Consider the following 13,373-nt stretch of genomic DNA (forward strand, 5'->3'; position numbering starts at 1 on the left):
ACAGGTTGTTATTTCTTTGCACTCTTTGGAGACGAAATTTATGGCGCGAGATGCGAAAGTTGTAGCGAATAGAGTTATGGCCTTACTGGGAGGTGAGGGCAATATCGCACAACTGAATCACTGTGCAACACGACTGCGTGTTGTGGCCAAGGAAGATGAAAAAGTCGACGCTGAAGGACTCAGCGCAATGGAGGGAGTACATGGGTACTTCTTCCAAAATGGTCAGCACCAAGTGATCTTGGGGACGGGTTTTGTAGGTAAGGTTTTTGCCATCATGAAAGGCAACGACGCCATTGAAGAAGCCCCACAAGCAGAAGAGAAAAAAGACAAAGTGAGTACCTTCCAAACGGTAACACGTACGTTCTCTGACATCTTTGTCGCCATTATTCCTGCCTTGGTTGCGACCGGCTTATTGATGGGTTTGCGTGGTTTGTTGGTTAACGGTTTCGGTATTGAGCTCTCTCCTCAGCTCAATACGCTGTCTCAAGTTTTAACCGATACCGCCTTCATCTTTATACCAGTATTGGTGACTTGGTCTGCCATGCGCGTGTTTGGTGGTAATCCAGTGCTCGGTATTGTTTTGGGCTTAATGCTGGTCGCTCCACAACTGGCTAGTAAATGGGATGTCGCTTTCGGTAACGCAGAAGCGATGATGATTCCGTTTATGGGCTTTGAGATTGCGGTAACTGGTTTACAGAGTTCAATTCTTCCAGCGGTCTTTATGGGTTGGTTCGCTGCTTTAGTTGAGCGTACATCACGCAAATACATCCCTGAAGTATTGGATCTCATTCTAACGCCATTTATCACTCTGTTGGTCTCTTTGATTGCAGGTTTGGTGTTCGTTGGTCCAATCCTACTCGGAATTGAGAAGCTGATTACTGAAGCCGTGCTCTACTTCTTACAAATCCCATACGGTATTGGTGGCTTGATTTACGGCGGCGCAATTCAATTCATGGCGGTAACAGGTATGCACCACACCATCGTGCCTATCACGATTGCAATGGTGACAGACACAGGCTTTGACTACATCAACCCATTGGGTACGGCAGCTATTGCGGGCCAGTTTGGCGCGGCAATGGCGGTTATGTCGATGCAGACAGACAAAGTGAAGCGTACCGGTATGTTTGGTGCAGCGTTGCCAGCTCTATTCGGCATTACTGAACCAGCCATGTTTGCGATTACTCTACCTCGCGTAAAACCTTTCTTGTATGGCTGTATTGGCGGTGCATTAGGTGGCTGTTTGGGCGCGATTGCGGGTATTGGTTCTGCGGGTACGGGCGCAACCATGCTACCAGGTGTTTTGCTTTACCTTGGCGGCGGTCTAGGAATGTATGTTCTTGTAATGCTCGTCGGTGCAGCCTCTGCTTTTGCGCTAACAAAGCTGCTTTACAAAGAGCCTAAATAATTTTTCACCACCTATTTGAGTGAATATCTTTTTCTTGGAGTTGTTATGGATTTTTCTAATCGTCAAAACCGCTTTGTCCGAATTCACGAGGTGAGCGAGGAGTATTTGGCGGATATTGAGCACAAAACACAAACTGACCCGTTTTACCCGAGCTACCACATTGCACCAAAGCACGGCCTGTTGAATGACCCGAATGGTTTGAGTTACTTCAATGGCGAGCACCACATTTTCTATCAGTGGTTCCCGCTCGGCCCTGTGCACGGTTTGAAGCACTGGTACCACGTATCGACCAAAGATTTCGTGAACTTTACTGACCGCGGTATCGCGATGTACCCAGACCGAGATTACGACCATCATGGTTGTTATACCGGTGTTGGTGTACCACACGATGACCTGTTGTACATTTTTTACACAGCGAACTTAAAAAAGGAGAATGACCAACGTCATCCGACTCAAGTTCTCGCGATTATGGACAAGCAAGGTAACGTGGAAAAGAAAGGTATCGTGGTTGACTTCGATCCGAGTGCCTACACTGCAGAGATTCGTGACCCAGTGCTGGTTTGTCGTGACAACGATTACCACATGTTGATTGGTGCTCAAGATCACAACGAAAAAGGCACACTGGCTTATTACCACGGTAACGACATTGATGATTACCACCATATGGGTGACATCGATGTGGGCCTCGAAGACTTTGGCTATATGTGGGAGTGTCCGAACTACTACGAAACCGATGATAACGGGGTTTACATCTTCTCACCTCAAGGCGTGAGTTCAGATAATAAGTACGATCTTAAGAACGTCTTCTCAGTGGTTTACATGGTCGGTGAGCGTATTGATTTTGAATCAAAAGTATTCAACAACCAAGGCTATCGTGAGCTGGACAAAGGCTTCGATTTCTACGCGCCACAAACTTATCTGGATGACCAACAACGTCGTATTCTTATTGGCTGGCTAGGTAACTCAAAAAGTGACTACCCAACCGATAAGAATGGCTGGGCACACATGCTGACTCTGCCACGTGAGTTGACGATTGATGGTAGTTACCTAATTCAGACACCACTGAAAGAGCTTGAAGCGCTGCGTCAAAACTCTGTGGATGTTGAAAGCTCTACTCCTGTGGCATTAACGTCACGAGCGTTTGAGTTGGAACTGAATGTAGATGAGTCTTTCACTCTGACTCTGGCTAACCAGAAAGGTGATCAGATGGTGTTCCAAGGTGATCGCGATGAGCTGATTCTGGACCGCTCTCAAGTTTCTCACCTACACGCGGAAGCATACGGCACAGTTCGTTACGCACAGCGCCTAGAGCAAGCACAAACCATTCGCGTCTTTGTCGATAACTCAGCGATTGAAATCTTTGCTGACAACGGCAAGACAGTGTTCACCTCTCGCATCTTCATTGATGAGTTGTCTCTAGTCACGCTCGATAATGCGACTGGCACACTGCATTACATGTCTGCGATACAGGCTACTCGCTAGCCACCAATAAATTATTCCAAAACAAAAAACAAGGCCCTCGTCGGGGAGGGCCTCTTATTGCCAAAATATAGGGTTTAGCATGAAAAATACACTAAAAATGTCGCTCGCTGCGGCTTCAGTAATGGCTGCAATGACAGCGAACGCTGGAATCAGCATTGTTGATACGGAAGAAGGTAACTTCTCTGTTGGCGGTAACGTCGAGTTGAACTTCAACTACCAAGACCGTGAATCACACGATAATAATGACAGCGAATTCAACCAAGACGGCCGCGTTCTAATCGAATTTGCTGGCGAAAAGTACACGAGCAATGGCCACTATGTGGGTGTTAAAGCACAGCCTCTGTTTGAGAGCACAGGCAATATTGCACTGGATGATGCGTACTTTGAGTTTGGTAAAAAAGACGGCTGGGCAATTAAAGCGGGTCGCTTTGAAGCTTATGACATGTTCCCTGTTGGTCTTGATGTATTCCTAGAGTACTCAGGTGACACTGCTAACGACCTGTATTCAGACGGTGCAGCTTACACGTACCAAGCGAAAGAGGCGCGTGGTCGCGGTTCAGACGGCCAAATCATGTACAGCCAAACTTTTGGCAATTTGTATGTTGAAGTTGGTGCAATGCTCGGTGACCGCTCTAACCTGTTCGATGGCGGCATTGAAGGTAAATACCACGGTGAGCAAATCGACACAGTTAAAGATTCATTCCTAGTGCGCCCAGTTGTGGCTTACCAAATGGGTGATTTCAAGGTAGCCGCTTCGGTGGAAACCAACCTAGTTTCAGACGCGATTGTGGCGAACGGTGTTGATATCTCAGATCGTACGGGTTACGGCTTAACGGGTAACTGGACTAGCGGCGATTGGAGTGTAAATGCGAACGTTGCTTACATGGATGCTGTAGACGAAAATAACCTAACAGCGGGTGTTAATGCGCTCTGGAATAACTTTGGCTTAGGCTACATTCATGCTATCAATGAGTATGAAAACAAAGAGTTTTCTTCTTGGGCTGAAGGCGACGTAAATGTATCAACATGGTATGCATCTTACGCATTCCGTGATGTACTTGAAGTACAAGATTTTTCAATTCTTCTAGGTACATACTACACGATGGTTGATAACAAACTGGACCAGCAATCGGACGCATCAGCCTTTGCTGAAGAAGACGATTTTGGTGCTCGTGTACGTCTGTTCTACGAATTCTAATTTAAACGTCGTTACGAGAGGCAAAGTGATATGAACAAGGTTTGGGTAACTGGAGATGCTGTTGTGGATTTGATTCCAGATGGCGAGACTCGTTATTTAAAATGCCCAGGTGGCGCACCAGCAAACGTTGCTGTGGCTATCTCTCGATTGGGTGGTGATACCGCTTTCTTTGGTCGAGTTGGGCAAGATCCGCTAGGACGCTTTATGAAGCAAACCCTAACGGATGAGAAGGTGAATACCGATGACATGCTTCTAGATGAAGCTCAGCGAACATCTACAGTGATTGTCGACTTAGATGATGATGGTGAACGCAGTTTTACCTTTATGGTTAAGCCAAGCGCCGACCAATTTTTCAGCGTCGAAGACATCCCAACATTTTCATCTGGGCAATGGATGCACAGCTGTTCTATTGCTTTGGCTAACGAGCCATCACGCAGCGCAACGCTTGAAGCGATGAAGCGAATGAAATCAGCAGGCGGCTTTATCAGCTTTGATCCTAATCTAAGGGAAGAGGTATGGGCAGATCCATCTCAGATCCAAGAAGTGGTGATGAATGCGGTGAATCTGGCAGACGTAGTGAAGTTTTCTGAAGAGGAGCTGACGTTCCTGACAGGCACTGACACTCTCGATACGGCTTTGGACGCATTAAATGCGCCAGCTAACAAGCTGATCATCGTGACGCTGGGCGCACGTGGTGCATTGGCGGTTTACAATGGTGAACGTCGAGTGATTGAGGGTACTAAGGTTGAGCAAGTTATTGATACAACAGGTGCTGGTGATGCATTCGTTGGTGGTTTGCTAGCCAAGCTGTCTCAGAATGCTGATTGGCGCTCTTGGGCTCAGGTCGAAGCTGCGGTGCACTGGGGTAATGGCTGTGGCGCACTGGCAACCACGCAAAAAGGTGCGATGACGGCACTGCCTTCTTTGCAGCAACTGACGGAACTTGTGGAAAAGTAATAACCTATCATTGCTCAAATGACGCTGTAGTCTAAAATCAAAGCCGCTCTCTGGGAGCGGCTTTTTGGTTCAATAAAACGGAGTCTTGAGTTACTCGTAGATGCTATAAGAGAAATACTTGCTGGCGATCTTGGCATGCTGGCCGTTGTCGATCAGTCTTTGGATGCCGTCATTGATTAGTAGTTTTAAATCGTCGTCTTGTTTGCGGACGGCAACACCGATGCCACGACCAAACCATTTCTCTTCAGTGAACTTGGGCCCGGTAAAGTGATAGTTTTTACCTTGTTCTGTTTCTAAGAATCCAGAATTTAAACCCATAGAGCCACCAAATACTGTATCAAGGCGTCCATTTAATAAGTCAGTAAAGGCTTCATCAAAGTTACCGTAGCGGCGTATATCGACGTTAGGGTAGATTTCAGAAAGGTACTTATCTCCGATAGTCGCGCGCTGCACTCCAATCGTAAGCTCGTTTAAGCTGCCATCTTCCATATTGATTTCACGACCGTTTTCCATCACGAAGCGCGTTGGTACTTTTGCGTATGGGATGGTGAAGTCAACTTTCTTTTCGCGCTCTTCTGTGATTGTCATTGCAGCGATAATCGCGTCGTTTTTGCGACTAAGCAGAGAAGGGATAATGCCATCCCAATCGGTTTTAGATATTATGCATTTTACCTGCAGCTCATCACACAGTGCGTTGGCCAGGTCGACTTCAAAGCCTTCTAACTTACCTTCTTTAGTTGTCCAACTAAAAGGAGGGTAAGCGCCCTCTACAGTAAATCGTATTTGCTTCCACTCTTTTGCGTAAGTGAACGCAGAAAACAGACTAACCAACGCAACTAATATCCACTTCATTTCATTATGTCCTTATATTAGAGATGGATATGCATCATTAACGATCCATTAACAACTATCAATGCAAATGCATATCCTTGTGAACTAAGGCATAAATTTTAATCAATGGCTCTCTTCTATCTTTGCGATTTGGTCGAGTGTATCGATGGTTAAAAAGATCAATTTGCAGGCAGGATTACGGCTGAGTCGTCACTTTCGGTTTGTTCATCATCGCTATCGGCTTGTTGTGCTAGCCAGTTGAGGGCTTGGGTTAGATAGAGCTTGTTGGCTTCGGCATCGCACCAAGTTTTAGATAGACCTCTACGGTTGAACTCAGCGCCAATGGCTGCCAGTGTTTGGTTACTTGGTCGACCATAGTAGAGGGTGTCGCAAAGCTGCATGTTCGACATTGATTGTGCATAAACGTTGACTGAAGAGGTGTTAGCGTTCAGCGCTTTTGATTGGTTATGAGTACAGCCAGTCAAAAGAACAAGAAGAGTAATAGAAATAGCAGCTTTCATTTATTTGGTCGATGTTAGGTGGCTTTCATGAATTATGTCTGCAATTTTGCGGTTTATTGTCAATTTTACCCAAAGCCAGGTTATTACGAGAGGTTAGTACCAGTTTTATATCTTAACTGCTTAGAGCGTTTCAATCGTTCCCTTTTTCTCTATCTGTTGTTCAAGCACAGATTGCGCGTTTAATGCGGTCAGAGGTTTATAGAAGTAATAACCTTGGATCTCGTGACACCCCAGTTGAGCGATAGTTTTGAACTGAGATAGGGTTTCAACACCTTCGGCAACAATGTTTAGATTGAGTTGATCAGCAATCAGCTTAGTGCCCTTGATGATTGCTTGGTTCTTTTTGTTATCAATTGCATCTGAAACAAAAGAGCGGTCGATCTTCACTGTATCGATAGGGTAGAGGTTGATACAGCTTAGGGATGAATAGCCAGTTCCGAAGTCATCTAACGCGATACTTACACCATACTCTTTGAAGCCAGTTAGAACTTCCAGAGCAACATCCTCGTTATCGATCAGTGCGTTCTCGGTGATCTCTAGTTGAATGTTGCGCGGGTTGATTTTGTGCTTCTCCATAATGTGGATGTATTTAGTTAAAACGGCATTGCTGCGCAGTTGAATGGCAGAGAGGTTTATGGAAAGTCGAACATCATTGAGCCCCTGAGTTTGCCAAGTATGGTATTGCGCACAAGCGTTCTCGAATACCCACTCATCAATTTGTCCAATTAATCCAAGCTCTTCTGCAAGTGGAATAAAATTATTAGGAGGGACAATACCCAGTTCTCGGTTTTGGATTCTAACTAACACCTCAAAGCCGATGATTTTGCCACTTTGGACAGATACTTGGGGCTGGTAGTGAAGTACAAAACTGTGTGTGGCGATCGCCTCCCGAAGAATCACTTCATGGGTATTTCTGCGTATGCTTTTTTGTTCAATCTGTTTGTTATAGAAAGCGTAGCCATTCCTTCCTTGTGACTTGGCTTGATACATCGCGCTGTCACCTCGCTTGAGGAGCGTTTCAGCATCGAGCCCATCATTTGGAAAGATGCTGATCCCCAAACTCAGCGTGACGAAAATAGGCTTATCACACACGATAATTTCAGTTTTGAAGCTCTCAAATATTCTCTGTGCAATGTCGATGACTTCCTGATCGGTATGAATATCAGGAAGGATAATGACGAACTCATCACCGCCCAATCTTGCTAATACATCCCTAGAGCGCAGTGACTGATTGAGACGCTCAGATAGCTTAATTAGAAGTTGGTCGCCTGCCGCATGTCCCATTGAGTCGTTGATGTACTTGAAGTGATCCAAGTCGATGAACATGATGGCGAATTTCTTGTTATCCCGAGAAGAGAAGCGAATCGTTTCATCCAGCTTGTCTTGAAATAACGTTCTATTGGGCAGTCCTGTTAAAACATCTGAGTAGGCGAGGTTTTTAATTTTCTCTTCCTGTAGACGTTTTTCAGTAATGTCTTCAAACACGCCACGATAACCGCTGAAAGCTCCGTTCTTGGTGATGGGTTTTGCGGATATCAGTAAACAGACGATGCGCCCGTCCTGATGTTTGAACCAACATTCAACGTCGACCAGATTTTGTTGCCCTTGCATTGCGTTCAGGTAGCTATTGCTTTCTTGAATATTGAACTGGTTAATCCGTTTTCCAATAAGGTCACTTGGTTGATAGCCGATGATCTCGCTTGAGGAGTGTGAGCAATAGGTGAAGCGATGGTCGACGTTGGTTTCCCAAAGCCAATTTGAAGTGCTGTGGGCGATATCGCTGAATCTTTCTTCCGCTTTCTTTAGATCCTGAATCAGCATTTCATTTTTCAGTGCGGAACTGATGATGGCACGCAAGTTTTCAAACGCTGTGCCTTTGCGACTACTGAGGTTGACAGTCATAAAGCCAATCGGTTTGTTGGCAAACGACAGCGGGAACACCATCAAAGAGTAGCGTTGCTGGTAAGCCTCGATATTATTGGGAATCAGATGGTTGGCATTAAACACCTTTTTATCTGATGGAACGGGCTGATTGTTACGAACCGAAATGATATTGGTTGCGGTGAGTGTCTCGGCGTGGATATCGTTGAAAATAGATATGTACATTTCCGAGAGCTTTAAGATGTCGATGGCGTACTTTTTGATAGTCCCAAGGTCGAAAGAAGCGTTGAGATTATTGACGATAGCCCGAAAATAGTTGAGATAGTACTCAGTTTCAAAGCTCTGAAACTTAATCGCTGTCTGTTCTATCCTGTTTTTGAGTGTCGTCAGATCCGCTATGAATTTGGTTAACTTTGCGGGTTGGGTACTCAGCTCAAGATACTTTAATGCATTGATTTGAAATTTCGACGCAACTTCTAGCCAAAACAGAACATCATCAGACTCCAATGACTCGTCCAAAGTTTGTTTTAGAAGTTTCAACACATCTTTGTAGTCGTTGTTTTCTAAAGCCCGATGAAAAGTATCCAGAACGCACTGAACCTGCTCGCTGCTGATTGCGCCCTTATGTTGTGCGATCACGTGAACAATATGTTCATGGGTATCATCGAAGACAGCTTGTTTGTCGGTATTCAGAAGTCCTCTATTGTGTACTTGGTTGTGGTTAAATTTTTGCGTGTTACAGCCGCATGACTCACGAATAACCAACGATGTTGGGATCTTAACTTCATTAACTGGAGGCTGTCCTTCGATCTGTGCAATCACTTCTATGGCTGCGGCTCGGCCTAACTCAAACAAAGGCTCTCTGATGCTGGTTAGCGGAGGCTCAGAAAATGCGCCCTCTAAAGTATCCATTGAACCAACAACCGCTATATCTTGAGGCACTTTAATTCCTAACTCTTGGCAAGCTTCAACCACTCCCAGTGCTTGGTTATCGTTGATAGTAATTACGGCGTCGATAGGCTTATTTTTGTCAGACAAAAAGCATTCAAGTTCCTGCTTGGCAGATCGCTTTTTTAAGTCAGAATAGAGCACAAGATCAGGATCGAAAGGGATGTCGTATTTTTCTAGTTGGGCTCTGTAGATGTGCATTCTCTGCTCAGAAGAAGCGTGATGTTCAGGGCCGCGGATCAAGAGGATGTTACGGTAATGATGAACGTTGACAAAATGATCAAAAAGATCTGAAAAGCCGGTTTCGTAATCGGTTGAGATACTGGTGTAGGGGCTGATTTTACTGCCAATATTGACGATAGGTACATTAGAGAACTGCCCGATGAAATCTGCACTTTCTCTTTCATTAACAAAGCGCATATGAGAGCTGAATGGGCTGATGACGCCGGAAATTAGCCCCATATTGACGAGATCAAATACCTTATCGCGCGCCAACGTTAAATGGTCAGTCGATTTAATGACTCCGCCACAAAATCCGATGATGTTGTAATTATGCTGTTCTGCTACGTGGGCAGCACCTCGCATGATGCCTTCGTGATAGTGGGAGGTCATAGAGCCCACTAAAACCGCTATCGTAGGACGTCCATTTTGTAAGCCCATCATCGATTTTCGTAGAGAGTCATTCATAATACTAACTGCCTTGTTATTTTTATTTGTATTATTTATCTGCGTAAGAAAAAGGCAAATTCTCAACTCTGGGAGCGTGATCTCGTTAGCTATCCATACACAGTTCGAATAGATAGTTATGAAGTGAGTCATGTTTTGCTTATGGCAGCTTTTGACGGTGCTTTGATTTCTTTTTAGGTCGCATGAAGAGTAAAACGATGAATATTTGAAACGTAAAACCGCAATTTTGTACAAAAGCTTCTTTAACTTATAGAGTAGAGTGATGGATTCAGAGGATGTCGATACCTGAGGAATGGCGAGATGAAGAAAGCGAAAAAGGAAAAGGCGGATTACAAGATCACAGAAGAACTTGGTGGCCTTGAGATCCTGAACGCAGAATATGAAAAGCAGAATTTCTCTCGCCATAGTCATGAAGGGTATACGCTCGGAGTGATTGAACAGGGCGCACAACGTTTTTATCGCACGGGTGGTCATCACGTTGCACCTCAAGATGCCATTATCTTGGTCAATGCCGATGAAGTGCATAGCGGGCACTCGGCTACAGAGGGTGGTTGGGCGTATCGCGCTATGTACCCACTGCCAGAGCAACTTGCGAAAATAACTCAAGAGCTTAATTTGCCAAACTACGGCGCGCCATACTTTCCACGTGCGGTGGTTGAAGACCCTGAACTCGCTAACCAATTGCGTTTGGTCTTCAATACCATTGATGAGTCGGACAATCGCTTACTGCGTGAGACTTTGATGTACGGCATGTTAGTTAAGCTTATCAGTCGTCATGGTAAAAGCCCGCTCAAACCTCAACTCGACAGCAAAACGCAGCGACAACTGGTGTTGGTTAAAGAGTTTCTCGATGATTTTCCACAGGCCGATGTCTCTTTGGAAGAGCTTTCAAAGCTGGCGGCTCTGAGTCCGTATCATTTGGTTCGTTCATTCCAAAAAGAGTTTGGCTTACCGCCTCATGCTTATCAAATCCAGTCTCGATTGCGCCTCGCGAGAACTTTGCTCAAACGTGGTCACTCTATATCGGATACGGCGCAAGAGTGCGGTTTTCACGACCAGAGCCATTTTCATCGACACTTTAAAAAGGCCAATGGCTACACGCCAGGTCAGTACATCAAGATGTTATAACGCTTAATATTGAGCAAGTTTGTACAATCGCGAATAACATAGGCTGACTAAATTGTTCCCTAAGGTTTAACAGATTTAAAATGGAAGTATCAATATGACGAGAAAATCTCAGCTTTGGAAAGGGGCGTTAGCCGGGATGCCACTGAGTATTGCGGTGATTCCATGGGGAATATTGGCGGGCTCGTATGCCATAGATGCGGGGCTTGACCCTCTTCAAGCACAGGCGATGTCAGCGATTTTGTTTGCAGGTTCAGCGCAGCTGGTTGCGGCAGGTATGTTTAAGGCTGGAATCGGCTTAGGCACCATGTTACTAACCACGCTGTTCATTACGTCACGTCACTTTTTATACAGCGTCTCTATGCGCGATAAAATCAGTGATTTACCGACACGATGGCGTTTACTGTTGGGTTTCTGGCTGACGGATGAATTGTTTGCGATCTGTAGTGGTCAATCCAAACAAGAGTTTAATCGTTGGTATGCGGCAGGCGTTGGAGGTGTGTTCTATCTCTTCTGGAATCTGGCGAGCTTTGTCGGCATTGTCGCAGGTAGCCAAATTCCATCTCTGAATGAAATTGGTTTGGATTTCGCCGTTGCAGCGACCTTTATTGCTCTAGTATTCCCGCTGATTAATACCATGCCGGTTATTGTATGCGTGCTGGTATCATTGTTGGTGTCTGTGGTGTTGACGGTTCACCAAGTCGAAGGAGCGTTAATGGTGGCTTCAATTGCGGGTATGCTCTCTGGCTTCCTTTGCGAAAGTTACAAAGATGGCAATGTTTCAAGCCATTCGATCACAGAAGGAGAGTCATCATGATCTGGTTAACCATACTGCTGATGACAGCGATTGTGTTTGTGAGTCGTTATTTGTTTCTGGAGCCTGCAGTGCCACTTCGTTTGAACGCCTCAGCTCGTAGGTTACTTCGCTACTCTGGGCCAGCGGTATTAACGGCGATTTGGGGACCCATTGTATTTGCTCCAGAGAAAGAGCTATGGGTGAGTGCAGAAAACCCTTACTTAATCGCAGCGCTAGTGACTTTTTTGTTGATCTGGAAAACAGGCAATGTGTTAGTCACCATCCTGGTCAGCATGGGAGTGTTTCTTTTGTATAACTTGGTGCTAGTCGATTATCTTTTCCACTAATAAAAACAGGGCTCATTTGAGCCCTATTTTTTTGTGTTCTCAGCTTACTTGTAGAAAGCTTCAACTGTGCCTTTCAATGTGATTAGCATTGGGCGACCGAAACGGTCTAGCGCTTTAGGTGAAGGGATTTTTACCCAACCTTCGCTGATGCAGTACTCTTCAACGTCAGTACGCTCTTTACCGTTGAGACGAATGCCGATGTGGTGTTCGAAACACTCAGCTACGTGGTGTGGGCTGCGTGGGTTACCTGCTAGACGATCTGGTAGAGCTGGCTTTGCTGTGTTATCTGTCATGATGCTTACTTACAGTAAATAAAAAGTGCGTCATTGTAGACAAAATAAGACCTGAGCATCAAGAAAAGTTGTCATTATTCTAGGGTTATTTGTCAGGTTGGATAAAACCATGAACAAGCCCGTCGGGTTATTAGGGAGTGTTGATCTTTCGAGCTGGTTTTTGCAGCGAGTTGCTGGGTATTTATACAAGGCAGAGGCTTTGATGTGTAGCTAGCCTACATGAGAAGCCGATAACGCAGTAGAAATGACCAGCAAACGCTGCCCGAAGGGGTCGGCTAAAAGCGTTTTACTCTTTGTTGAGGGAGATTTGCTTAGAATGACTAGGCTACTTCTCCCTCGCCGCGATTAAAACGCTTTTATCTCGAACAAAATTCAACCACGAAAGGTCAACACGCCCTAAGCAATTCCACTCGCTATGTATAGACAGAGCGTTTACCATGTAGCATAAATTTGTATTTGGAAGTAATTACTATGTCTTTTCCTCCTTGCCCGAGCTGCAGCTCTGAATATGTTTATCAAGACCAAAGCCACCTTGTTTGTCCTGAATGCGCTTATGAGTGGAACCCTGAAGAAGTCGCGAAAGAGAACGAACTCAACATCAAAGATGCGAATGGGAGCTTATTGGCGGAAGGGGATAAGATTACTTTGGCTAAAGACCTAAAAGTAAAAGGCAGTTCTCTTGTGTTAAAGATTGGCACCAAAGGGGTTATCAAACGAATGAACGATGGCAAAGATCACCAATTAGACTGCAAGCTTGACGGCGCTGGTGAAATGATGGTGACTGCTAAGTATGTGAAAAAGGCGTAGTACGCCGCTTTGGTGAGTAGGGTGAGACTGTGTATTGCCCCTCAAAACCAAGATTTGTTTTGTTCGAAACTGCTAAGTATGCAAAAAGTCGATGT

Annotated in this window: 12 protein-coding genes; 8 read left to right on the top strand and 4 right to left on the bottom strand. The window is 45.2% G+C overall.

What is annotated here, in order from left to right; translation table 11 throughout:
- The 4 genes from KI743_RS00005 to KI743_RS00020 all read left to right on the top strand — a co-directional run.
- A partial coding sequence (locus KI743_RS00005) for a PTS transporter subunit EIIC (RefSeq protein WP_285464023.1) occupies positions 1 to 1,405 on the top strand: 1,405 nt, incomplete at its 5' end.
- A gap of 45 nt (positions 1,406 to 1,450) precedes the next feature.
- A complete protein-coding gene (locus tag KI743_RS00010) occupies positions 1,451 to 2,887 on the top strand; it encodes a sucrose-6-phosphate hydrolase (RefSeq protein WP_285464025.1) in 1,437 nt (478 codons plus the stop codon).
- Between the two features lie 79 nt (positions 2,888 to 2,966).
- A complete protein-coding gene (locus KI743_RS00015; protein WP_285464027.1) occupies positions 2,967 to 4,085 on the top strand; it encodes a carbohydrate porin in 1,119 nt (372 codons plus the stop codon).
- 30 nt (positions 4,086 to 4,115) lie between these two features.
- A complete protein-coding gene (locus tag KI743_RS00020; protein WP_285464029.1) occupies positions 4,116 to 5,042 on the top strand; it encodes an aminoimidazole riboside kinase in 927 nt (308 codons plus the stop codon).
- Positions 5,043 to 5,132: 90 nt separating this feature from the next.
- On the opposite strand, the gene KI743_RS00025 is transcribed toward KI743_RS00020, so the two are convergent.
- From KI743_RS00025 to KI743_RS00035, 3 genes are all read right to left on the bottom strand, one after another.
- Complete coding sequence (locus tag KI743_RS00025; protein ID WP_285464031.1) at positions 5,133 to 5,894, bottom strand: transporter substrate-binding domain-containing protein; 762 nt, start codon at positions 5,892 to 5,894, stop codon at positions 5,133 to 5,135.
- 158 nt (positions 5,895 to 6,052) lie between these two features.
- The gene (locus tag KI743_RS00030) at positions 6,053 to 6,394 is read right to left on the bottom strand and encodes a hypothetical protein (RefSeq protein ID WP_032549564.1); all 342 of its coding nucleotides are present in this window, start codon (positions 6,392 to 6,394) and stop codon (positions 6,053 to 6,055) included.
- A gap of 120 nt (positions 6,395 to 6,514) precedes the next feature.
- Positions 6,515 to 9,910, bottom strand: a complete 3,396-nt coding sequence (locus KI743_RS00035) for an EAL domain-containing protein (RefSeq protein ID WP_285464034.1) — start codon at positions 9,908 to 9,910, stop codon at positions 6,515 to 6,517.
- A gap of 300 nt (positions 9,911 to 10,210) precedes the next feature.
- Here KI743_RS00035 and KI743_RS00040 point away from each other — a divergent pair, with 300 nt between their 5' ends.
- From KI743_RS00040 to KI743_RS00050, 3 genes are all read left to right on the top strand, one after another.
- On the top strand, positions 10,211 to 11,038 hold the full coding sequence (locus KI743_RS00040; RefSeq protein WP_032549563.1) for an AraC family transcriptional regulator: 828 nt from the start codon (positions 10,211 to 10,213) through the stop codon (positions 11,036 to 11,038).
- 94 nt (positions 11,039 to 11,132) lie between these two features.
- Positions 11,133 to 11,852 (top strand): AzlC family ABC transporter permease, encoded by a 720-nt coding sequence (locus KI743_RS00045; protein ID WP_152468385.1) that lies wholly within the window; start codon positions 11,133 to 11,135, stop codon positions 11,850 to 11,852.
- Entirely contained in the window at positions 11,849 to 12,178 is a 330-nt protein-coding gene (locus KI743_RS00050; protein ID WP_285464039.1) for an AzlD domain-containing protein, read from the top strand. The genes KI743_RS00045 and KI743_RS00050 overlap by 4 nt, the downstream gene beginning before the upstream one ends.
- A 44-nt stretch (positions 12,179 to 12,222) precedes the next feature.
- Here KI743_RS00050 and KI743_RS00055 read toward each other — a convergent pair whose 3' ends face one another.
- Positions 12,223 to 12,471, bottom strand: coding sequence for a DUF3297 family protein (locus tag KI743_RS00055; protein WP_032549560.1), 249 nt, complete (start codon positions 12,469 to 12,471; stop codon positions 12,223 to 12,225).
- Between the two features lie 471 nt (positions 12,472 to 12,942).
- On the opposite strand from KI743_RS00055, the gene KI743_RS00060 reads away from it, so the two are divergent.
- The gene (locus KI743_RS00060) at positions 12,943 to 13,278 is read left to right on the top strand and encodes a zinc ribbon domain-containing protein YjdM (RefSeq protein WP_032549559.1); all 336 of its coding nucleotides are present in this window, start codon (positions 12,943 to 12,945) and stop codon (positions 13,276 to 13,278) included.
- Positions 13,279 to 13,373 lie beyond the last annotated feature (95 nt).

It is taken from the genome of Vibrio sp. D420a, assembly GCF_030248625.1.
Taxonomy (GTDB): domain Bacteria; phylum Pseudomonadota; class Gammaproteobacteria; order Enterobacterales; family Vibrionaceae; genus Vibrio; species Vibrio fortis_A.

Coding starts and splice junctions, on each gene's coding strand:
- KI743_RS00010 (WP_285464025.1), top strand. CDS start 1,451: ATGGATTTTTCTAATCGTCAAAACCGCTTTGTCCGAATTCACGAGGTG.
- KI743_RS00015 (WP_285464027.1), top strand. CDS start 2,967: ATGAAAAATACACTAAAAATGTCGCTCGCTGCGGCTTCAGTAATGGCT.
- KI743_RS00020 (WP_285464029.1), top strand. CDS start 4,116: ATGAACAAGGTTTGGGTAACTGGAGATGCTGTTGTGGATTTGATTCCA.
- KI743_RS00025 (WP_285464031.1), bottom strand. CDS start 5,894: ATGAAGTGGATATTAGTTGCGTTGGTTAGTCTGTTTTCTGCGTTCACT.
- KI743_RS00030 (WP_032549564.1), bottom strand. CDS start 6,394: ATGAAAGCTGCTATTTCTATTACTCTTCTTGTTCTTTTGACTGGCTGT.
- KI743_RS00035 (WP_285464034.1), bottom strand. CDS start 9,910: ATGAATGACTCTCTACGAAAATCGATGATGGGCTTACAAAATGGACGT.
- KI743_RS00040 (WP_032549563.1), top strand. CDS start 10,211: ATGAAGAAAGCGAAAAAGGAAAAGGCGGATTACAAGATCACAGAAGAA.
- KI743_RS00045 (WP_152468385.1), top strand. CDS start 11,133: ATGACGAGAAAATCTCAGCTTTGGAAAGGGGCGTTAGCCGGGATGCCA.
- KI743_RS00050 (WP_285464039.1), top strand. CDS start 11,849: ATGATCTGGTTAACCATACTGCTGATGACAGCGATTGTGTTTGTGAGT.
- KI743_RS00055 (WP_032549560.1), bottom strand. CDS start 12,471: ATGACAGATAACACAGCAAAGCCAGCTCTACCAGATCGTCTAGCAGGT.
- KI743_RS00060 (WP_032549559.1), top strand. CDS start 12,943: ATGTCTTTTCCTCCTTGCCCGAGCTGCAGCTCTGAATATGTTTATCAA.